At 67.8% G+C, this 21,046-nt stretch carries 21 protein-coding genes; 14 read left to right on the top strand and 7 right to left on the bottom strand.

Going from position 1 to position 21,046, the window contains the following annotated elements; translation table 11 throughout:
• The first annotated feature begins 91 nt into the window (after positions 1–91).
• Positions 92–982, top strand: a complete 891-nt coding sequence (locus VPH47_RS20280) for an alpha/beta fold hydrolase (RefSeq protein WP_153856719.1) — start codon at positions 92–94, stop codon at positions 980–982.
• Positions 983–1,070: 88 nt separating this feature from the next.
• On the opposite strand, the gene VPH47_RS20275 is transcribed toward VPH47_RS20280, so the two are convergent.
• Positions 1,071–1,496 carry a YkgJ family cysteine cluster protein gene (locus tag VPH47_RS20275; RefSeq protein WP_097048174.1) on the bottom strand — a complete coding sequence of 142 codons (426 nt, stop codon included), beginning with the start codon at positions 1,494–1,496 and terminating at the stop codon, positions 1,071–1,073.
• A 104-nt stretch (positions 1,497–1,600) separates the two neighbouring features.
• Between VPH47_RS20275 and oleC the strand changes: the two genes are divergently transcribed.
• From oleC to VPH47_RS20260, 3 genes are all read left to right on the top strand, one after another.
• Complete coding sequence (oleC, locus tag VPH47_RS20270; protein WP_110710725.1) at positions 1,601–3,259, top strand: olefin beta-lactone synthetase; 1,659 nt, start codon at positions 1,601–1,603, stop codon at positions 3,257–3,259.
• Positions 3,256–4,248 carry a 2-alkyl-3-oxoalkanoate reductase gene (gene oleD, locus VPH47_RS20265; protein WP_197611574.1) on the top strand — a complete coding sequence of 331 codons (993 nt, stop codon included), beginning with the start codon at positions 3,256–3,258 and terminating at the stop codon, positions 4,246–4,248. The genes oleC and oleD overlap by 4 nt, the downstream gene beginning before the upstream one ends.
• Before the next feature lie 82 nt (positions 4,249–4,330).
• Entirely contained in the window at positions 4,331–4,486 is a 156-nt protein-coding gene (locus VPH47_RS20260; protein WP_049429804.1) for a DUF1328 domain-containing protein, read from the top strand.
• An 88-nt stretch (positions 4,487–4,574) separates the two neighbouring features.
• Here the strand turns inward: VPH47_RS20260 and ddlA are convergent, their stop codons facing one another.
• Positions 4,575–5,669, bottom strand: coding sequence for a D-alanine--D-alanine ligase (gene ddlA / locus VPH47_RS20255; protein WP_368851676.1), 1,095 nt, complete (start codon positions 5,667–5,669; stop codon positions 4,575–4,577).
• 423 nt (positions 5,670–6,092) lie between these two features.
• On the opposite strand from ddlA, the gene VPH47_RS20250 reads away from it, so the two are divergent.
• The 4 genes from VPH47_RS20250 to VPH47_RS20235 all read left to right on the top strand — a co-directional run bounded on the left by VPH47_RS20250 (position 6,093) and on the right by VPH47_RS20235 (position 9,839).
• On the top strand, positions 6,093–6,728 hold the full coding sequence (locus VPH47_RS20250) for an SCP2 domain-containing protein (RefSeq protein WP_368851675.1): 636 nt from the start codon (positions 6,093–6,095) through the stop codon (positions 6,726–6,728).
• Positions 6,725–8,380 (top strand): ubiquinone biosynthesis regulatory protein kinase UbiB, encoded by a 1,656-nt coding sequence (ubiB, locus tag VPH47_RS20245; RefSeq protein WP_110710728.1) that lies wholly within the window; start codon positions 6,725–6,727, stop codon positions 8,378–8,380. The genes VPH47_RS20250 and ubiB overlap by 4 nt, the downstream gene beginning before the upstream one ends.
• Before the next feature lie 5 nt (positions 8,381–8,385).
• Positions 8,386–8,964 (top strand): O-methyltransferase, encoded by a 579-nt coding sequence (locus VPH47_RS20240; protein ID WP_153856723.1) that lies wholly within the window; start codon positions 8,386–8,388, stop codon positions 8,962–8,964.
• A gap of 131 nt (positions 8,965–9,095) precedes the next feature.
• A complete protein-coding gene (locus VPH47_RS20235; protein WP_180854562.1) occupies positions 9,096–9,839 on the top strand; it encodes a pseudouridine synthase in 744 nt (247 codons plus the stop codon).
• A gap of 75 nt (positions 9,840–9,914) precedes the next feature.
• Here the strand turns inward: VPH47_RS20235 and VPH47_RS20230 are convergent, their stop codons facing one another.
• Positions 9,915–10,442, bottom strand: coding sequence for a DUF2059 domain-containing protein (locus VPH47_RS20230; protein WP_010487093.1), 528 nt, complete (start codon positions 10,440–10,442; stop codon positions 9,915–9,917).
• A 133-nt stretch (positions 10,443–10,575) separates the two neighbouring features.
• Between VPH47_RS20230 and arfB the strand changes: the two genes are divergently transcribed.
• From arfB to dcp, 3 genes are all read left to right on the top strand, one after another.
• The gene (gene arfB, locus VPH47_RS20225) at positions 10,576–11,007 is read left to right on the top strand and encodes an alternative ribosome rescue aminoacyl-tRNA hydrolase ArfB (RefSeq protein WP_004153612.1); all 432 of its coding nucleotides are present in this window, start codon (positions 10,576–10,578) and stop codon (positions 11,005–11,007) included.
• 4 nt (positions 11,008–11,011) lie between these two features.
• Positions 11,012–11,614 carry a lysophospholipid acyltransferase family protein gene (locus tag VPH47_RS20220; RefSeq protein ID WP_032130468.1) on the top strand — a complete coding sequence of 201 codons (603 nt, stop codon included), beginning with the start codon at positions 11,012–11,014 and terminating at the stop codon, positions 11,612–11,614.
• A gap of 111 nt (positions 11,615–11,725) precedes the next feature.
• Positions 11,726–13,882 carry a peptidyl-dipeptidase Dcp gene (dcp, locus tag VPH47_RS20215; protein WP_368851673.1) on the top strand — a complete coding sequence of 719 codons (2,157 nt, stop codon included), beginning with the start codon at positions 11,726–11,728 and terminating at the stop codon, positions 13,880–13,882.
• Between the two features lie 116 nt (positions 13,883–13,998).
• On the opposite strand, the gene VPH47_RS20210 is transcribed toward dcp, so the two are convergent.
• Together VPH47_RS20210 and VPH47_RS20205 are read right to left on the bottom strand one after the other, a co-directional pair.
• Positions 13,999–14,445 (bottom strand): 3-dehydroquinate dehydratase, encoded by a 447-nt coding sequence (locus VPH47_RS20210; protein WP_004153636.1) that lies wholly within the window; start codon positions 14,443–14,445, stop codon positions 13,999–14,001.
• 3 nt (positions 14,446–14,448) lie between these two features.
• Positions 14,449–14,850 (bottom strand): hypothetical protein, encoded by a 402-nt coding sequence (locus tag VPH47_RS20205; protein WP_180854561.1) that lies wholly within the window; start codon positions 14,848–14,850, stop codon positions 14,449–14,451.
• A 182-nt stretch (positions 14,851–15,032) separates the two neighbouring features.
• On the opposite strand from VPH47_RS20205, the gene lepB reads away from it, so the two are divergent.
• Complete coding sequence (gene lepB, locus VPH47_RS20200) at positions 15,033–15,659, top strand: signal peptidase I (protein ID WP_014035578.1); 627 nt, start codon at positions 15,033–15,035, stop codon at positions 15,657–15,659.
• Between the two features lie 124 nt (positions 15,660–15,783).
• Positions 15,784–17,040 (top strand): MFS transporter, encoded by a 1,257-nt coding sequence (locus VPH47_RS20195; RefSeq protein ID WP_368851672.1) that lies wholly within the window; start codon positions 15,784–15,786, stop codon positions 17,038–17,040.
• An 82-nt stretch (positions 17,041–17,122) separates the two neighbouring features.
• Here VPH47_RS20195 and VPH47_RS20190 read toward each other — a convergent pair whose 3' ends face one another.
• Entirely contained in the window at positions 17,123–18,031 is a 909-nt protein-coding gene (locus tag VPH47_RS20190; RefSeq protein WP_032956221.1) for a LysR family transcriptional regulator, read from the bottom strand.
• Between the two features lie 276 nt (positions 18,032–18,307).
• Positions 18,308–19,276, bottom strand: coding sequence for a LysR family transcriptional regulator (locus VPH47_RS20185; protein WP_012509737.1), 969 nt, complete (start codon positions 19,274–19,276; stop codon positions 18,308–18,310).
• A 110-nt stretch (positions 19,277–19,386) separates the two neighbouring features.
• Here VPH47_RS20185 and aceB point away from each other — a divergent pair, with 110 nt between their 5' ends.
• Entirely contained in the window at positions 19,387–21,009 is a 1,623-nt protein-coding gene (aceB, locus tag VPH47_RS20180) for a malate synthase A (RefSeq protein ID WP_368851671.1), read from the top strand.
• Positions 21,010–21,046 lie beyond the last annotated feature (37 nt).

Genomic DNA, 21,046 nt, shown 5'->3' with positions numbered 1-21,046 from the left:
CGCGCAGCGCGGCTCTTCCGCAGCGGACCGGAGAGCAGCCGAGCATCGGCTCGGCTCTACATTGCGCCGCGACTCTCCTTAGGTGCTCCGCATGCGCGATCTTCCCGGTTACCCCGCCCACCCGCAGCGCTTCGAGGTTCGCCCCGGCCTGTCGATGAACTATCTCGACGAAGGCCCGCGCGATGGCGACGTGGTGGTGATGGTGCACGGCAACCCGTCGTGGAGCTATTACTGGCGCACGCTGGTGGCCGGCCTGTCGGACACGTACCGCTGCATCGTGCCGGACCACATCGGCATGGGCCTGTCGGACAAGCCGGACGATAGCCGCTACGAATACACCCTGCAGTCGCGCGTGGACGATCTCGACGCGCTGTTGAAGCACCTGGGCATCACCGGCCCGGTGACGCTGGCTGTGCACGACTGGGGCGGCATGATCGGCTTCGGCTGGGCGCTGTCGCACCACGACCAGGTGAAGCGCCTGGTGGTGCTCAACACCGCCGCGTTCCCGATGCCGGCGGCAAAGACGATGCCGTGGCAGATCGCGCTGGGCCGCCACTGGAAGATCGGCGAGTGGATCATCCGCACCTTCAACGCGTTCTCGTCCGGCGCCTCGCGGCTGGGCGTGGAGCGCAAGATGCCGGCCGATGTGCGCCGCGCCTACGTGTCGCCATACAACAGCTACGCCAACCGCATCAGCACCATCCGTTTCATGCAGGACATCCCGCTGTCGCCGGCCGACAAGGCCTGGTCGCTGCTGGAGCGGGCCGGCAAGGCGCTGCCGTCGTTCGCCGACCGCCCGGCCTTCCTCGGTTGGGGCCTGCGCGACTTCGTGTTCGACCACCATTTCCTGAAGGGCTTCCAGGCCGCGCTACCGCAGGCCCAGGTGCATGCCTTCGAGGACGCCGGCCACTACGTACTGGAAGACAAGCACGAAGTGCTGGTGCCGGAAATCCGCGCGTTCCTGGACGCCAACCCGCTCTGATCGGATCCCGGTAGTGCCGGCCGCTGGCCGGCAAGCGCGCAATGCGCGCCGGGTTCATGAGGTTGCCGGCCAGCGGCCGGCGCTACCCCTACGCCGCGACCGGTGCCTGCGGCGACGGGCTGTTGCCGTTGTCGTCTGGATGGTCGTCGTCGTTGTCGGCCGCGTCGCGCCAGCGCCAGTCGGCCAGGGTCAGCGGATCCAGGCCGTAGGCGATGCGCGCCTTGTCGCACTGCGGGCTGGCCTTGCCGTACTCCCACGACGCATCCACCTCACGGCACACACTGGGCCGGTTGGGGTGGATGGTGCAGCGTGAGTACACGCCGATCTGCGCATCCAGCGCCACGCAGCGCACCGGCTTGGAGTGGGTGCCGCGCATGCACAGGCGATGCGGGTCCAGCACCTCGGTCAGCTGGTGCGGTACGCCGCCGGGGGTGACCTCGTCCGATTCCATCCAGTGGAAGGCCACGCGGTATTGGGTGCAGCAGGCGCCGCAGGTCATGCAGGGATGTTGCATGGGCAAGCCGCCTCGGGCGGCAGTCGGAATCAGGAACGAAGGTGCGGATTTTCCACGAAGTGGGCCGCCGCGCAAGAAATTCCGTAAGCGGCGACAATGAACGGATGAACCGACCCTGCAACATTGCCGCCCGTTTGCCTGAACTGGCGCGTGAACGACCCGACCAGATCGCCATCCGCTGCCCGGGCCGCCGTGGCGCCGGCAACGGCATGGCCGCCTACGACGTGACCCTGGATTACCGCCAGCTGGACGCCCGCAGCGACGCCATGGCGGCTGGCCTGGCCGGCTACGGGATCGGCCGCGGGGTGCGCACGGTGGTGATGGTGCGGCCGTCGCCGGAGTTCTTCCTGTTGATGTTTGCCCTGTTCAAACTGGGTGCGGTGCCGGTGCTGGTCGACCCGGGCATCGACAAGCGCGCACTGAAGCAGTGCCTGGACGAGGCGCAGCCGGAGGCCTTCATTGGCATTCCGCTGGCGCACGTGGCGCGGTTGGTGCTGCGCTGGGCGCCCTCGGCGACCCGCCTGGTTACCGTCGGCCGCCGCCTCGGCTGGGGCGGGACCTCCCTGGCTGCGCTGGAGCGCGCCGGCGCCAACGGGGGGCCGATGCTGGCCGCCACCGATGGCGAGGACATGGCCGCGATCCTGTTCACCAGCGGCTCCACCGGCGTGCCCAAGGGCGTGGTCTACCGCCACCGCCACTTCGTCGGCCAGATCCAGCTGCTGGGCAGCGCCTTCGGCATGGAAGCGGGCGGGGTGGACCTGCCGACCTTCCCGCCGTTTGCCTTGTTCGACCCGGCGCTGGGCCTGACCTCGGTGATCCCGGACATGGACCCGACCCGGCCGGCACAGGCCGACCCGGCACGCCTGCATGACGCCATCCAGCGCTTCGGCGTGACCCAACTGTTTGGCTCGCCTGCGCTGATGCGGGTGCTGGCCCGTCACGGCCGGCCGTTGCCGACGGTGACCCGGGTGACCTCGGCCGGCGCCCCCGTGCCGCCGGATGTGGTCGCCACCATCCGCAGCCTGCTGCCCGCCGACGCGCAGTTCTGGACCCCGTACGGGGCCACCGAGTGCCTGCCGGTGGCGGTGGTGGAGGGACGCGAGCTGGAGCGTACCCGCGCGGCCACCGAGGCCGGCGCCGGGACCTGCGTGGGCAGCGTGGTGGCGCCGAACGAGGTGCGCATCATCGCCATCGATGACGCACCGTTGGCTGACTGGTCGCAGGCGCGTGTGCTGGCCACCGGCGAGGTGGGCGAGATCACCGTGGCGGGACCGACCGCCACCGACAGTTACTTCAACCGTCCGCAGGCCACCGCGGCGGCGAAGATCCGCGAGACGCTGGCCGATGGCAGCACGCGCGTGGTGCATCGCATGGGTGACGTGGGTTACTTCGATGCGCAGGGCCGCCTGTGGTTCTGCGGTCGCAAGACCCACCGCGTGGAAACCGCGCAGGGGCCGCTGTACACCGAACAGGTCGAGCCGGTGTTCAACACCGTGCCCGGCGTGGCGCGCACGGCACTGGTTGGCGTTGGCCCGGCGGGTGCGCAGGTGCCGGTGCTGTGCGTGGAACTGCAGCGTGGCCAGAGCGACAGTCCGGCGTTGCGCGAGGCGCTGCGCGCCCAGGCCACCCTGCGATTGCCCGAGGCGAACCTGCAGCACGTACTGATGCATCCCGCGTTCCCTGTCGATATCCGTCACAACGCCAAGATCGGCCGCGAGAAGCTCGCCGTCTGGGCCAGCGCCGAACTGGAGAAGCGCGCATGAAGATCCTGGTCACCGGTGGTGGTGGTTTCCTTGGCCAGGCGCTGTGCCGCGGGCTGGTCGAACGTGGCCACCAGGTGCTGGCGTTCAACCGCAGCCACTATCCGGAACTGCAGGCCATGGGCGTGGGCCAGATCCGTGGCGATCTGGCCGATGCGCAGGCGGTGCTGCATGCAGTGGCCGGCGTCGATGCGGTATTCCACAACGGCGCCAAGGCCGGCGCCTGGGGCAGCTATGACAGCTACCACCAGGCCAACGTTGTCGGTACCGACAACGTCCTCGCGGCCTGCCGCGCGCACGGCATCAGTCGCTTGGTCTACACCTCCACGCCCAGCGTGACCCACCGCGCTACCCATCCGGTGGAAGGCCTGGGGGCTGACGAGGTGCCATACGGCGAGGACTTCCAGGCACCGTATGCGGCCACCAAGGCGATCGCCGAACAGCGCGTGCTGGCCGCCAACGATGCCTCGCTGGCGACGGTGGCACTGCGCCCGCGCCTGATCTGGGGCCCGGGCGACCAACAGCTGGTGCCGAGGCTGGCCGAGCGTGCGCGGCAGGGGCGCCTGCGTCTGGTGGGTGATGGCAACAACAAGGTGGATACCACTTACATCGACAATGCCGCGCTCGCGCACTTCCTCGCTTTCGAAGCATTGGCGCCGGGCGCCGCGTGTGCGGGCAAGGCCTACTTCATTTCCAACGGCGAACCACTGCCGATGCGCGAGCTGGTCAACAAGCTGCTGGCCGCCGTTGGTGCGCCGACGGTGGACAAGGCGATCAGCTTCAAGACCGCCTATCGCATCGGCGCGGTCTGCGAGCGGCTGTGGCCGCTGCTGCGCCTGCGTGGTGAGCCGCCGCTGACCCGCTTCCTGGCCGAGCAGCTGTGCACGCCGCACTGGTACAGCATGGAGCCGGCGCGCCGTGACTTCGGCTACGTGCCGCAGGTCAGCATCGAAGAAGGACTGCGCAGGCTGAAGGCTTCATCTGCTGCATAGATCGCCATCACTGGCTGCACACCGCCAGATCGGGAGGATGGACCCACGCCATCCAACGGCCCGGACATCTGCGAGGAGCGCCATGCTGCATTACGCCGTCATCTTTTTCGTCATCGCCATCATCGCCGCCGTGCTCGGCTTTTCCGGCATCGCCGGTGCCGCCAGCAACATCGCCTGGATCCTGTTCGTGATCTTCCTGGTGCTGGCGGTGATCTCGATGTTCCGCAAGCGCGGCTAGAAGACCGCAGGGTAGTGCCGGCCGCTGGCCGGCACGCCCTCTCTGTAGAGTCGAGCCATGCTCGACTCTACAGAGACACAGAGCGCCCCTACACGGCGCTGTGCAATCCGCGATCAGCTTCATGGCGCTCCAGCGCCAGTTCGATCAGGCGCGTGATCAGCGTGGTGTAGTCCACACCGCTGGCGCCCCACAGCTTCGGGTACATGCTGATGCGGGTGAAGCCCGGCAGCGTGTTGACCTCGTTGATGACGATCTCACCGTCTGCGGTGAGGAACACGTCCACGCGCGCCATGCCCGCACACTCCAGCGCCTGGTAGGCCTGCAGCGCGATCTGCTGGATGCGCGCCTGGGTTGCGGCATCGATGTCCGCCGGCACCACCACCTCGGCGCCATCCTCGTTGATGTACTTGGTGTCGTAGGCGTAGAACTCGTCGTGCACCACCACCTCGCCGCACAGGCTGGCCTGCGGCTGTTCGTTGCCCAGCACCGCGCACTCGATCTCACGGCCGGCCACCGCCGATTCCACCAGCACCTTGTGGTCGTAGCGCAGCGCCAATGCCAGTGCCGCGGCGAAGCTCGCCGCATCCTTGACCTTGCTCACACCCACCGACGAACCCTGGTTGGCCGGCTTCACGAACAGCGGCAGGCCGAGCTGCGCGATCACCGCATCGACATCGACGTCAGCGGCCTGGTGACGCCTGATGCACAGCCACGGCGCAACCTTCAGCCCGGCGTCACGCAGCAGGCGCTTGGTCACGTCCTTGTCCATCGCCACCGCCGAGCCCAGCACCGGCGAACCGACGAAGGGCAGGTTGGCCATGCGCAGCAGGCCCTGCAGCGCACCGTCCTCGCCCAGCGGCCCGTGCACGATCGGCAGCACCACATCGATCTGGCCCAGCGCGCTGGCCGCATCGGAGGGCTGCAGCTGCGCCTGTTCCACACCCGGGCGCACCGCCAGCGACGTACCGGACCGATGCAGCGCGATGCGCGACGGATCATCGGCATTGATCAGGAAGGTATCCGGCTGGCTCAGATGCCACTGGCCCTGCTTGTCGATACCGACCAGCACCGGCTCGAAGCGCTCGCGATCGAGCGCATCGAGGATGTTCTTCGCCGACTGCAGCGAAACTTCGTGCTCGGAGGACTTGCCCCCGAAGATGATGCCGACCCGGGTCCGTGCCATGGTGTTGCGATGTCCTGTGCGTTGCGTGGCCTCATAGCATGAACCTTCATCGGCCCTCCGCGTGAGGCACAGATGAACCAGAAATCCATCCACGCATGGCGTGGATCTAGCGTCCTCCATGGCCCATCAATAGGGGGTCAGAGCCCGTTGCGCAGCAACGGGATCCGACCCCGGATAGCCTGACAGATCGCAGGAACCTGTCGAAGGCGGGGTGGGTCCGGTTGCGGGGGTGTCCGCGGCATGGATGCCGCGGCCAAGCCCCCATGGATGGGTTTACGGCGTCCCCCGCCACCGGACCCACCCCCCCAACCCACGGAATGCCCGCTGTTGCTGTTGCTTCGGCTGTTGCCGTTGCCGTTGCCTCTGCGGGTGCCGGGTGGCAGCCCGGCCCAAGCCCACCACCCACGCAGGTAGAATGCGCACATGGCTCTCTCCCTGCTCAAGTCCCTCAAGCCGGTCGCTGGCCGCGCCCTGCAGATCGCCCTGAACCGCGCGCTGGCGCTGGATCCGGATACCCGCCATGCACTGGCCAGTCTCGACGGCCGGCACATCGATCTGACCCTGGAAGCGCCCTCGCTGGCGATGCGCATCAGCGTCGATGGCGACCAGCTGCAGGTCGGCCCGGTGGACGCGCAGGAGGCCGATCTGGCCGTGCGCAGCAGCCTGGCCGGCGTGCTCGCGCAGCTGCCGCTGCTGGCCAACGCACGGCGCGCCGACAACAACGGCAAGGGTCGCGTGCGCGTGGCCGGTGATGCCGAACTGGCGCGTCGTCTGCAGCAGCTGGCCAAGGGCTTCGACCCGGACTGGCAGCAGCCGTTCGTCAGCGTGTTCGGCGACGTGCTGGGCGTGCAGGTGGCCAACACCCTGCGCAGCGCCCTGCAGCATGCGCGCCAGGGCGCGATCGACCTGGCCCACAGCGCCGCCGAGTTCATCACCGAGGAATCGCGCGACGTGGTACCGCGCGCTGAACTGGATGCCTTCCACGACGATGTGGACGTGCTGCGCGATGACGTCGAACGTCTCGGTGCACGCGTGCAGCGCCTGCGGGGTGCCGCATGAAGGCCGTGCTGCGCGCCAGCCGCATCGGCCGGGTGATCCTGCGTTACCGCCTCGACGACCTCCTGCAGGGCACCCCGGCCGAGCGCTGGTTGCGCCTCGCCAAGCCGTTCGTGCCGCGCGCCTCGGCCGACATCGCCGCACAGTCGCGCGGTGCGCGCCTGCGCCTGGCGCTGCAGGATCTGGGCCCGATCTTCGTCAAGTTCGGCCAGATCCTGTCCACCCGCCGCGACCTGGTGCCGCCGGACGTGGCCAATGAACTGACCCTGCTGCAGGACCGGGTCAAGCCGTTCGATGGTGAGACCGCACGCCGCATCGTCGAGGAAGCGCTGGGCCTGCCGGTCAGCGAGGCCTTCGCCAGCTTCGACACCGAACCGCTGGCCTCGGCCTCGATCGCACAGGTGCACGCAGCGACGCTGGCCGATGGCCGGCAGGTGGTGGTCAAGGTGCTGCGCCCGGGCATCGAGAAGCAGATCGACGCCGATATCGCGTTGCTCAACTCGCTCGCCGCCCTGGTCGAGCGCACCCATCCGCGCGCTGACAAGATCCGCCCGCGCGAAGTGGTGGCCGAAGTCGAGAACACCCTGGCTGCCGAGCTGGACCTGCAGCGCGAAGGCGCCAATGCCAGCGTGCTGCGCCGCTTCTGGGAAAACAGCGACGATCTGTACGTGCCGGAAGTGATCTGGAGCCACACCGCAGAGCGCGCGCTGACCCTGGAGCGTGTGTGGGGCATCCCGTCCGATGACATCGCCGCACTGGACAAGGCCGGCATCGACCGCAAGGCGCTGGCCGCCAAGGGCGTGCGGGTGTTCTACACCCAGGTGTTCCGCGACAACTTCTTCCATGCCGACGCGCACGCCGGCAACATCTGGGTCGACACCGATCCAGCGCGCCGGGCCAACCCGCGTTTCATCGCGCTGGACTTCGGCATCATGGGCCAGCTCTCGCAGGAAGATCAGTACTACCTGGCCGAGAACTTCATGGCCATCTTCAACCGCGATTACCGCCGCATTGCCGAACTGCACGTGCAGGCGCGCTGGATGCCGGACAACGTGCGCATCGATGACCTCGAGGCCGCCGTGCGTTCGGTGTGCGAGCCGTACTTCACCCGGCCGTTGTCGCAGATCTCGCTGGCCGAAGTGCTGATGAAGCTGTTCCGCGTGGCCCAGCGTTACCAGCTGACCCTGCAGCCGCAGCTGATCCTGCTGCAGAAGACCCTGCTGAACATCGAAGGCGTCGGCCGCCAGCTCGACCCGCAGATCGACATCTGGGCGGTGGCCAAGCCGGTGTTGGCAAAGATCCTGCGCGAACGTTACAGCCCGCGCCGGGTGGTACGCGAGATCGGCAAGCGCCTGCCGGAAATCATGACCCATGCACCGGACATGCCGCGCCTGGTGCACGCCTGGCTGACCCAGCAGGTGGAAGGCCGCCACGAACTGTCGATGCGTTCGCGCGACCTGGCCGCACTGGATGCCAGCGTGCAGCGCCTGCAGAAGCATGCGGTCGGCGCGATCACCGGCGTCGGCCTGCTGGCCATCGCTGCACTGATGTATGTGCTGCAGCCGCCGGGCTGGTACTGGGGCGACGTGCCGGCGTGGAGCTGGCTGTCCGGTGCGGTCGGCGCAGTGGCGCTGCTGCGCGCGTGGTGGAAGTAGGCCCCATGCTGCAGGCACTCAAGGACGAACTGGTCCGCTTCGGCGCCGACAACGACGCACGTGAAAGCGAGCGCGGCCGACGAATGCTCAACATCACGCCGGAGACCGGTGAATTCCTGTTGGTGCTGGTGCGCTTCGGCAACACTCGCCGGGTGCTGGAAATCGGTACGTCCAACGGCTATTCCACGTTATGGCTGGCCGAGGCCGCCGCCGCCATCGACGGCCACGTGACCACGCTGGAGTACGCCGAGGACAAGGTGGCGATGGCACGTGACACCTTCGCGCGCAGTGGCCTGGCCGATCGCATCACGCTGGTCCACGACGATGCCGGGCAGTGGCTGGCACAGGCCGCCGATGCCAGCATTGACCTGCTGTTCCTCGATTCGGACCGCGGGCAGTACGCCGGCTGGTGGCCACAGCTGCGCCGCGTGCTGCGCCCGGGTGGCCTGCTGGTGGTGGACAACGCCACCTCACATGCGGAAGAGATGCAGCCGCTGCGCGTGCTGCTGGACGCTGATCCGGACTTCAGCACCAGCCTGGTGCCGGTGGGCAATGGCGAGCTGCTGGCCGTGCGCAACGCCTGACTGCCGCGTTGCCCGCGTCTGATCCGGTAGTGCCGGCCGCTGGCCGGCAACCGCAGCCATCCGACTGCCCGGAGGCAGCCGGCCAGCGGCCGGCTCTACCCCATTCAATGCCCAGCCCCGATAATCCTGCCGTGAGCACCGAACCCGATACCCTCGCCGCGGTCGAGACCGACACCGCGCCCCTGCAGCTGCTGCACCTGGATGAACGCCTGGCCGTGGTCAACAAGCCTGCCGGGCTGATGGTCCACGACAGCAAGCTGGCCCGTGGCGAAGACGACTTCCTGGCCGACCGCCTGCGCGAGCAGCTGGGCCGCCCGATCTTCCTCGTGCATCGCCTGGACCGGGCCACCAGTGGCTGCCTGTTGCTGGCCTTCGACCGCGATACCGCCAGCGCGCTGGGCAAGGCGCTGATGGGCGGCGAAGTGCTGAAGGACTACCTGACGGTCTGCCGGGGCTGGCCGGCCGAGCTCGCCTGGCAGGTCGATCATGATCTGGACGGTGGCCCGGGCAAGCCGGTGAAAAAGCCGGCGATCACCGACTTCCAGCGCCTGGCCACCGGCGAGCTGTCGGTGCCGGTCGGTGAATTCACCAGCTCGCGCTATGCGCTGCTGCGCTGCCAGCCGCAGACCGGGCGCTTCCGGCAGATCCGCCGGCATCTCAAGCACCTCTCGCATCACATGATCGGCGACACCAGCCACGGCGATGGTCGCCACAACCGCATCTTCCGCATGCAGGGCGTGCACCGCATGCTGCTGCACGCCGAGCGCCTGCGATTCCCGCATCCGGAGGGCGGCACCGTGGACGTGCGCGCGCCGCTGGACCGTGAGTTCCAGAAGGCACTGGACCTGTTCGGCTGGCAGGTGGATACCGTTTGACGGTCGTGCCGGCCGCTGGCCGGCAGCTACGCGATTCAAGATGTACTGGGGAACCGGCCAGCGGCCGGCACTACCTCATTTCTTTTCCGGCTCGTTGACGATCGCTTCCAGATCCTTCTGCAGGTCCGCGAACAGCGGCTGCATGCGCGCCTGGATCGCCACCATCACGTTCTGCATCAGCGCCGGGGTCTTGTCCAGCAGGCTCTGGCCGGCCGCGCTCTCGTAGAACTCGGCCATCGCCAGCACGTCTTCCTTGCTGAAGGTCTTCTTGTACAGGTCCACGTACATCGGCCGCAGCTGCTGCCAGGACAGGGCCTGGCGCAGGGTCTGGCTGGTCCGCGCCTGGATCCGCTTCAGCTGCTCCTGCTGCTGGGCGTTGAGCTGGCGCTGCGCGGCCACCTGCTGGAACTGCTGCTGCTGCATCGCCTCGATCTGCGGCAGCATGGTGTCGATCATGCTCTGCGCGCGCGAGGCGGACAGCAGGCGGTTGATGTCGCCATCGGTCGGCGGCGCAGCCAGGGCCGGGACGCTGGCCACGGCCAGCGCCAGCAGCAGGGCGGCGCGGCGCAGCAGGGACGGCAGGGCGGGTGCGGTGCGGGTCATGCGGGCTTCCTGCGGTACATGGGACGGCCAGCATACCCGCAGCCAAGGCGAAGGCGGCGTGTTCGGTACCTGATCGGCGGCATACGGGGCGCGATGCCGCACTCCGGTGCGTGGCTGCCGCTACAATGCGCGGATGGGCAGTGGACCGGTCACCATCAGCGCGCAGCTTGAAATCCCCGACGGCGAGATCGTCGAGCGGTTCGTGCGTGCCAGTGGCGCCGGTGGCCAGAACGTCAACAAGGTCTCCACCGCGGTGGAACTGCGTTTCGACGTGGCCAACTCGCCCTCGTTGCCCGAACCGTTGCGCACCCGCCTGCTGGCGCGGCGTGACCGGCGCATGACCGGCGAAGGCGTGCTGGTCATCGATGCGCAACGATTCCGGACCCAGGATCGCAATCGCGAGGATGCGCGCGATCGGCTGGCGGCCTTCATCCAGGCCGGGTTGAGCGTGCCCAAGCCGCGCAAGGCCACCAAGCCGACCCTCGGGTCGAAACTGCGTCGTCTGGACGCCAAACGCGGGCGCGCGCAGATCAAGCGCGGGCGCTCATCACGTGACTGGGAGTGATTGCTTGAACAACCCGACTTCGTTGCTGCCGGCCGTGCCGCCGCAGATGCCGCAGGTCAAACCCAACGCCTTCCTGCGCTGGCTGGCGCGCTGCACCCTGCGCATGGGCGGCTGGAAGGTGACCGGTACCCTGCCTGACATCCCCAGGCTGGTCTTCATCATCGCCCCGCATTCGTCCAACTGGGACGGCCTGTGGGGCATGGCCGCGAAGATCGCGCTGGGCATGAAGGTGAAGGTGCTGGGCAAGGCATCGCTGTTCTGGTGGCCGCTCGGCCCGCTGCTGCACAAGCTGGGCGTGATCCCGCTCGATCGCAGCTCGCCGCAGGGCACGGTGGGCCAGGCGGTGGACCTGCTGCGCAACAACGAGAAGATGTGGTTCGCCATCACGCCCGAGGGCACCCGCAAGGCCGTGAAGGACTGGAAGGCCGGCTTCCTGAAGATCGCGCGGATGGCCGACGTGCCGATCCTGGCCGCGTATTTCCACTACCCGGAAAAGACCATCGGCATCGGCCCGCTGTTCACGCCGACCGGCGATGACGCCGCCGACATGGCCGCCATCCGCGAGTTCTACCGGCCCTGGATCGGCAAGACCCGCGGTACGGTCTGAGCCGGGCGCAGGCCGCCGCATAGACGCCACGTCCGGCACATGCCGGGCGAGCGCGACAGGAGTAGGGTGGAGGGCTGGTATCCCATACCGTCTGCCCAAGGAGCGTTTTACATGTCGCGTACCGTAGTCCTGGCCGCCGCCATCAGCCTGGCGCTGGCGGCCTGTTCCGGCAAGGAGTCCACCCCCGTGTCCGATGCCCAGAAAGCCCAGGCCCAGCAGCCGGCCGAAGCCTCCACCAATCCGCTGCTGAGCGCCAGCACGCTGCCGTTCCAGGCGCCGCAGTTCGACAAGATCAAGGACAGCGACTACCTGCCGGCCTTCGAAGAAGGCATGCGCCAGCACCTGGCCGACGTGCGCAAGATCGCTGACAGCAGCGAGCCGGCCACTTTCGACAACACCATCGTGGCGATGGAGCGCAGCGGCGAGACGCTGAATCGCGTGTCGCGCATCTTCTTCGGCCTGGTCCAGGCCGATACCAACGATGCGCGCCAGAAGATCCAGGAAGAAGTGGCGCCGAAGCTCGCCGCGCACCAGGACGAGATCAACCTCGATCCGAAGCTGTTCGCGCGCGTGAAGTCGCTGTACGACCAGCGTGACACGCTGGAGCTGGACCCGGTGCAGAAGCGCCTCGTCGAGCACTACTACGACGGTCTGGTGCGCGCCGGTGCGCAGCTGTCCGACGCCGACAAGGCGACCCTGCGCAAGCTCAACGTGGAAGAGACCACTCTCTCCACCCAGTTCCACACCCGCCTGGTGGCCGCCACCGCCGCTGCTGCCGTCGTTGTCGATGACAAGGCCAAGCTGGCCGGCCTGGACGAAGATGCGATCAACAACGCTGCGGCTGCCGCCAAGGAACGCAAGCTGGATGGCAAGTTCCTGCTGCCGCTGCAGAACACCACCCAGCAGCCGGTGCTCGGCTCGCTGAGCGACCGCGACCAGCGCGCCGCCGTGCTGAAGGCTTCTGAAACCCGCGCCGAGCGTGGCGATGCCAACGACACCCGGCAGACCGTGCAGCGCCTGGCCCAGCTGCGTGCGCAGAAGGCCAAGCTGCTCGGCTTCGACACCTTCGCCGACTACCAGCTGGGCGACCAGATGGCCAAGACCCCGGCTGCCGCGCTCAAGCTGCTGACCGACACCGTGCCGGCCGCCACCGCCAAGGCGCGCGCCGAGGCCGGCGAGATCCAGAAGGTGATCGACGCGCAGAAGGGTGGTTTCCAGGTCGCTGCCTCGGACTGGGACTTCTACGCCGAGCAGGTGCGCAAGGCCAAGTACGATCTGGACGAGTCGCAGATCAAGCCGTACTTCGAACTGGACAACGTGCTGCAGAACGGCGTCTTCTACGCCGCCACCCAGCTGTACGGCATCACCTTCAAGCCGCGTACCGACATTCCGACCTACAACCCGGACATGAAGGTGTACGAAGTGTTCGACAAGGACGGCACCTCGCTGGCCCTGTTCTACACCGACTACTTCAAGCGTGACAGCAAGTCCGGCGGCGCCTGGATGGACGTGTTCGTCGAGCAGGACGGCCTGACCGGTGCCAAGCCGGTGGTCTACAACGTCTGCAACTTCACCAAGCCGGCCGCCGGCCAGCCTGCGCTGATCAGCTTCGACGACGTCACCACCATGTTCCATGAGTTCGGCCACGCACTGCATGGCATGTTCTCGAACGTGAAGTACCCGTCGATTGCCGGCACCGCCACCTCGCGTGATTTCGTCGAGTTCCCGTCGCAGTTCAACGAGCACTGGGCGCTGGATCCGAAGGTGTTCGCGAACTACGCCAAGCACTACAAGACCGGCGAGGCGATGCCGCAGGAACTGGTCGACAAGATCCTCAAGGCACGCAGCTTCAACCAGGGTTATGCGACCACCGAGTACCTGTCGGCCGCACTGCTCGACCTGGCCTGGCACACGCAGAAGGCCGATGCGCCGCTGCAGGATGTCGGCGCCTTTGAAGCCAGTGCGCTGAAGAAGTTCAAGGTCGACCTGCCGCAGGTGCCGCCGCGTTACCGCACCACCTACTTCGACCACATCTGGGGTGGCGGTTACTCGGCCGGTTACTACGCCTACTTCTGGGCCGAAGTGCTGGACCATGACGCCTACCAGTGGTTCACCGAACACGGTGGCCTGACCGCGGCCAATGGCCAGGAGTTCCGCGACAAGATCCTCTCGCGCGGCAACAGCGTGGAGCTGTCGACTCTGTACCGCGATTTCCGCGGCAAGGACCCGTCGGTGGAACCGCTGCTGAAGTTCCGCGGGCTGAAATAAGAGAACGAAAACGGCGGGGGAAACCCCGCCGTTTTTCTTTGTGTAGAGCCGAGCCCATGCTCGGCTCTACAAAGGCGGAAAAGCCAGTCGAGCATGGCTCGACGCTACAAACAGCGTTACGTGCCCACGTGCACCCGGTTCGCCTGCTCAGCCAGGCCCAGGTGATCCAGCGCGATGTCCAGCGCCAGCACATAGCTCTGTGCACCGTAGCCGGCGGCGATACCCAGGCGCTGGCCGACGCCGGCCGGCAGGCACGGCTCGGCCACTGCGCCGTCGTCATGCACTTCCACATAGGCGTTGTGCAGGTACGGCAGCAGGCGCTGCAGGCGCAGGCTGTTGGCACACGCACCTGGGTCAAGCAGGGTCACCTCGCCGCGGCTGTGGTCGGCCACGCGCAGCGCGTCCAGCAGTTCCTGTTCCGAACCGCAGGCACGGATCGCCACACTGGTACCGGCGTCGATCGCGCGGTGCACCAGCGATTTCAGTACCGGCGCCGGCAGCGGCATCGCCGTGCGGATCAATGCACCGGCTGCTTCCGGGCCACGGATGATGAAGATCGACATGGCTCAGCCCTCCTGTGCCAGGCGGCGGCCGACAATGGCCAGCGACAACGGGTAACCGGCCTGCTGGCTGCGCTGGTCGACCACTACCGCGGCAGGACCATGCTGCAGGCGCAGGCGCGAATCCAGGCCGGGTTCGCTGGGGGCCTGCAGCTCGATGTACTGCGCCGGCAGCCGTTCCAGCGCCGCCTGCAGCGCGTCACCTTCGGCCTGCCATTGCGCCTCGTCGGCGGCGCCGACATCCAGCAGTACCCAGTCGGCCGAGCGCGCCTGCGGCTGGCACAGGCACTGGCGCACTTCGGACAGGCTGGCGCAGTCGCTGCACAGCACGCGATGGCCGCTCAGCTGCGCCGGCAGCTGCGGGCGCGGCGCCGACGGAGACGCGTGGCGGATCACCAGGAGGGTCATACAACACCTTGCGGAATGCGCCCTGTGGCGCGGTGGGCACACGATGCGCGTGCTGCCCGTAAAGGTGCGATGCCCGCTGCCGGGCCGGGGCGTAAAACCTGCGTAACCCGTGTCCGGCGCTACCGGGAACCTGCGGCGCCTGCGTGTGGTCTGATACCGCTATCACCTACCCGGAGCCTGTCATGGATGCTGTTGCCCGCCCTCCCTTTTCCGAACGCGCGCTGGCCTGGCTGAAGAAGGAAGCATTGCCGCTGCTGGTGATGCTCGGCCTGCTCGCCGCCGCCCGCGATACCCTCGCCAACCACTACGTGGTGCCCAGCGGCTCGATGCAGCCGACCCTGCAGCCCGGCGACCGGGTGGTGGTGGACATGCGCGCCTATGGCCTGCGGCTGCCGTTCACCGGCAAGGAACTGATGTCCACCGGCGTTCCGCAGCGCGGTGAAGTGGCGGTGTTCGATTCACCGGCCGACGGCACCCGCCTGATCAAGCGCGTGGCGGCGGTGGCCGGTGACCATGTGCAGATGCGCGAGGGCCATCTGAGCATCAACGGCCAGCCGCTGCAGATCGCCGACCTGCAGGACGTGGAAGCCTTCGGCGAGCGCCGTGCCCGCCTCGACCTGGACATGGGCGGCGGTCCGGACATCGCCGACCTGGTGGTGCCGGCCGGCAAGGTGCTGGTGCTGGGTGACCACCGCGGCAACAGCTTCGACGGTCGTTTCTTCGGCTTCGTCGACGCCGACAAGCTCTACGGCCGCGCCGTGGCGGTGTACTACCGTCGTGGCGACGGTTTCGAGTGGCAGCGCCTGTAAGCTGAATTGATACTTCCTGCATATCAATCCTGACCTATCAGGTTATGGATCGACTGGATGGACGGGCCTAGTCTGAGGCCCGTTCCCTCCCACGCCCGGCCGCCCCCACCGGCCCATCGATCCCATGACTGGCGAAACCGCGGCGGCCCTCGAACGCCGCCCCCCCACTGTCGATCCCATCGCCGAGACCCGCATCCAGCAGGGCACGCCGGCCTTCCGCCGCACCGCGCTGGCGCTGTTCCTGGCCGGCTTTTCCACCTTCGGCCTGCTGTACACCGTGCAGCCGCTGCTGCCGGAGTTCAGCCGTCACTTCGGCGTGTCCGCCGCCGGCAGCGCGATGTCGCTGTCGTTGACCACCGGCACGCTGGCGGTGGCGATGTTGCTGGCTGGCCTGATCTCCGACGCGGTTGGCCGTCGCCCGATGATGATCGCCGCGCTGCTGGCCTCGGCCACGCTGTCGCTATGCACGGCGCTGGTGGATGACTGGACCACGCTGCTGGTGCTGCGCACGCTGCTCGGCCTGGCGCTGAGCGGCGTGCCTGCGGTGGCGATGACCTACCTTGTCGAGGAAATGGACAGCCGCGCGCTGGGCCTGGCGATGGGCCTGTACATCGGCGGCAACGCCATCGGTGGCATGAGCGGGCGCCTGCTGGCCGGCATCATCGCCGACCACTGGGGCTGGCGGTGGGGCATCGGCGTCGTCTCGATCATTGCCGTGGCCAGTACCGTCCTGCTGTGGCTGCAGCTGCCGCCGTCGCGGCATTTCCAGGCGCGTCGCGGCGGCCTGCGCCAGTTGCCATCACGCTGGCGCACGCTGTTCGCCGACCCGGGCCTGCCGTGGCTGTTCGCCACGTCCTTCGTGCTGATGGGCGTGTTCGTCACTCTCTACAACTACCTGGGTTACCACCTGCTGGCACCGCCGTACCGCCTCAGCCAGACCGTGGTCGGCCTGATCTTCAGCGTGTACCTGGTGGGCACCTTCAGTTCGGCATGGATGGGCCAGCAGGCCACGCGCTACGGGCGCGGTCGCATCCTGTCGATCTCGTTCGCGTTGATCGGCGCCGGCATCGCGTTGCTGGCACTGCCGTGGCTGAGCACGATGGCGCTGGGTATCGCACTGGTGACCTTCGGCTTCTTCGGCGGTCACTCGGTGGCCAGCAGCTGGGTCGGCAGCCGCGCCGGTGCGATGCGCGCCGAAGCCTCGGCGCTGTACCTGTTCGCCTACTACCTGGGTTCAAGCGTGCTCGGTGGTGTGGGCGGCCTGGCCTATGCGGCGTGGGACTGGCTGGGTGTGTGCCTGTTCGCCGCCGTGCTGACCCTGATCGGCGGTGGCATTGTCTGGGCGCTGCAGCAGCACGCCCCGCAGCCGGTGACGGCGTGAACCTGCTCTGGTAGATGCCGACCTTGGTCGGCGCTGTGGCCGTGGGCCAACCAAGGTTGGCCGCTACCGGGTGGGTTGCACCTCACCCTTCCGCGAACGCCTCACGCAACAGCCCGGCGAAGTTGCGGATCAGCGGCGTCACACCCTCGCGGTGCCACGCCAGCTGCACCTCCGAATGCGCACCGGCATCGGCCAGCGCCACGAAGCGTGCGCCTTCCACCCGGATGTGATCGCAGGACGACGGCAGGATCGCCGCACCCAGGCCAGCAGCGGCCAGACTGATCAGCGTTGACGCCTCACCGGCCTCCTGCACGATACGCGGGGTGAAGCCCGCCGCCGCACACAACGCGATCATGTGGTCATGGATGCCCGCACCGGCACTGCGCCGGAATGCTACGAACGGCTCCTGCGCGAAGTCGCGCAGCGACAGCGTGCCCTGTTTCGACAGTCTGCGCAGGGCAGGGTGATCGGCATGCACGATCAACGCCAACGGATCGACGAACAGGCTGTGCGCCACCAGTTCCGGCGGCAACGCGCGCTTGCGGATGATGCCCACGTCCAGGCTGCCATCGAGCAGCGCATCGATCTGCTGCAGGGTGTTCATCTCGCTCAGCTGCAGCCGCACCTGCGGGTACTGCTGGCGGTAGCGCAGGATCGAACGCGGAATCTGCGGCGACAGCGGCGTGGCGCGGGTCAGCCCGATACGCAGCTCACCCTGCTCGCCGCGCTGCGCGCGCTGCACCTCGTCCACCGCCGTTTCCACCTGCTGCACGATGGCGCGTGCACGTTCCTGCAGCAGCTCACCGGCAGGCGTCAGCTGCACACGACGATGGCTGCGCACGAACAGGCGCGCACCGATCAGATCTTCCAGCTGGCGGATCTGCTGGCTGAGCGGCGGCTGCGACATACCCAGCCGCTCCGCCGCCTGTCCGAAGTGCAGCGTATCGGCAACGGCAAGGAAGTAACGCAGATGGCGGAGTTCGATGGACATGGGGCCAGTTTATTCATCGCCAGCCGGAAATGTGGTCAGAGCCCGTTGCGCAGCAACGGGATCCGACCCCGACAGATCGCGGGGATCTGTCAGAGGCGGGGCGGTGTGGGTGGGCAGGACCGTTGGCGCCATGGATGGCGCCATCGAGCCCCCAGGGAGGGGTTTACGGCGTGTCCTGCCCACCCACACCGCCCCGCCATCTACGGAATGCCCGCTTTTGACGTTGCCGTTGCCGTTGCTTTGGCAGGTGCAGGGCGCAGCCCTGCCGAACATCCCTCACCGCTCCGAATGCCCGCTCTGGTCGTAATCGCGGGGGCTGAACAACTCCGGCTGGATCAGCTCGATGAACGCCCGCGCCTGCGCCGACAACGCCTTGCCCCGGCGCACGATCACCCCGTAACTGCGTTCCGGGAACCAGCGCTTCATCGACCGCGCCGCCAGCCGCTCGCGGTCGGCCTCGTTCAGGCACAGCGCCGGCACGATGGAAATACCCATGCCCATCGCCACGTACTGCTTGATCACCTCCCAGCCGCCCACCTCCAGCGCCACGGTGTAGGCGATGCGGTGGCGCTGGAAGACCTGGTCCACCAGGCGGTAGGTGATCTGCCGCTTCGGCGGCAGCACCAGCGGATAGCGCGCGATGTCGGCCAGTTCCAGCTCGCCGCCACTGGCCAGCGGATGGTCGTGCGGCGCGATCAGCACCTGCTCGAAGCGGTAGGCCGGGGCGTAGCTGAGGTCGGCCGGCACGTCTGTCATCGAACCGATCGCCAGGTCGGCGGCGTCCTCGCGCAGCAGGTCGGTGCCATCGGCGCTGATCGCGTTGTGCAGGGTCAGGCGCACGTCCGGATGATGCAGACGGAAGCGTTCGACGATCTTCGGCAGCAGGTACAGGATGGTCGAGCTGTTGGCGGCGATGTTCAGCTCGCCCGCGTCCAGGCCGCGCACCTTGTCGCGGAACCGCGCCTCCAGCCCGTCCAGGTTCTCCACCAGCGGCTGTGCCATTTCGTACAGCAGCTGGCCCTCGCGGCTGGGCACCAGGCGGCGCCCGCTGCGCTCGAACAACGGCACCCCCAGCTCCCGTTCCAGCGCCTGCAGCTGCAGGCTGATGGCCGGCTGGCTGACGAAAAGTGCCTCAGCCGCCCGTGAGACCGAGCCCAGGCGCACGGTCTGGCAGAACGCGCGCAACGGCTTCAGCCGGTCGGATTTGTAGGAAAAACGCGGACTTGGCGGGGGGCGTGTGGTCATTGCGTCACAAGTATTAGCACAATTTATGTAGAACATTGCAAAAACTGTTTTGCCAAATACTCGGCCCCGGCGGCACCGTGGAGGCGTTCCCCCACCGCTGGAGTCGCCCCATGTCCGCCGTCGCTTCCGCTGTTCCCACCCCCATCAGCAAGGCCACCCCCGGCATCGCCCTGGCGACCCGCGTGGCGGGCCAGGACACCCTGCTGCCGGCGCCGCTGCTGGCCCTGCTGGTGTCGCTGCATCGTGCGGTGGAACCGGGCCGGCAGGCACGGCTGCAGGCACGCCGCGAGCGCCAGGCATTCTTCGACCAGGGCGGCCGGCCGGACTTCCGCGAAGACACCACCGCGATCCGCAGCGGCGACTGGCGCGTTGCGCCGCTGCCGACCGCGCTGCAGGACCGCCGCGTCGAGATCACCGGCCCGACCGACCCGAAGATGGTCATCAATGCGCTGAACTCCGGCGCCAAGGTGTTCATGGCCGACTTCGAGGATTCGACCTCGCCGACCTGGCGCAACCTGCTGGCCGGCCAGCAGTCGCTGGCCGCCGCGGTGCGTGGCGATCTCGAATACACCGCGCCCAATGGAAAGCACTACGCCCTGCGCCCCTACGACGAGCAGGCGGTGCTGATCGTGCGCCCGCGCGGTTGGCACCTGGACGAGAAGCACGTGCGCATCGATGGCCAGTTCATCGCCGGTGGCCTGTTCGACGCGGCGGTGTTCGCCTTCCACAACGCTCGCACCCTGCAGGCGAAGGATCGTGGCCCGTACTTCTACCTGCCCAAGCTGCAGAGCATGGAAGAGGCAGCGCTGTGGGAAACCGCGCTGTCGCACATCGAGGGCATGCTCGGCCTGCCGCACGGCCAGATCAAGGTGACGGTACTGATCGAAACGCTGCCGGCGGTGTTCGAGATGGACGAGATCCTGCACGCGCTGCGTGACCGCATCGTCGGCCTGAACTGCGGGCGCTGGGACTACATCTTTTCGTACCTGAAGACCTTCCGCCGCCACGCCGACCGCGTGCTGCCCGAACGCGGCCAGGTGACCATGACCCAGCCGTTCCTGAAGGCGTATTCGGAGCTGCTGATCCAGACCTGCCACCGCCGCGGTGCGCATGCGATGGGCGGCATGGCCGCGCAGATTCCGATCAACAACGATGCCGCCGCCAACGAGCAGGCGATGGCCCGCGTGCGCGCCGACAAGCTGCGCGAGGTCACTGCCGGCCACGACGGTACCTGGGTGGCGCACCCGGCGCTGATTCCGGTGGCGATGGCGATCTTCGACGAACACATGCCCGGTGCGAACCAGCACAGCGTGCTGCGCCAGGATGTGCGCGTGGGCCGCGCCGAACTGATCGCGCGGCCGCCCGGCACCATCACCCGCGCCGGCTTCGAAGGCAACGTGGAAGTCTGCGTGCGCTATCTGGCGGCGTGGCTGGATGGCAACGGCTGCGTGCCGATCCACCACCTGATGGAGGACGCGGCCACCGCGGAGATCAGCCGCAGCCAGCTGTGGCAGTGGCTGCATACGCCGGGCCAGCAGCTGGACGATGGCACTGCGATCGATCTGGCGTTGCTGGATTCCACCCTCTCGCAGCTGCCGGCACGGCTGGGCGATACCGCCGCGCTACCCGGTGGTGCACGCATCGGCGAGGCCATCACCCTGCTCGGCGAACTGAGCCGCAGCGAAGAACTGACCGATTTCCTGACCCTGCCGGCCTACGCGCGCATCGACTGATCGCCGCCCGCGTTTCCCGCCGTTTCCCTCCCCGCTG

The organism is Stenotrophomonas sp. WED208, from assembly GCF_040984485.1.
In the GTDB taxonomy this organism is placed as follows: domain Bacteria; phylum Pseudomonadota; class Gammaproteobacteria; order Xanthomonadales; family Xanthomonadaceae; genus Stenotrophomonas; species Stenotrophomonas riyadhensis.
The sequence above is the reverse complement of the archived record's forward strand: the minus strand, read 5'-3'. Positions and strand labels throughout refer to the sequence as shown.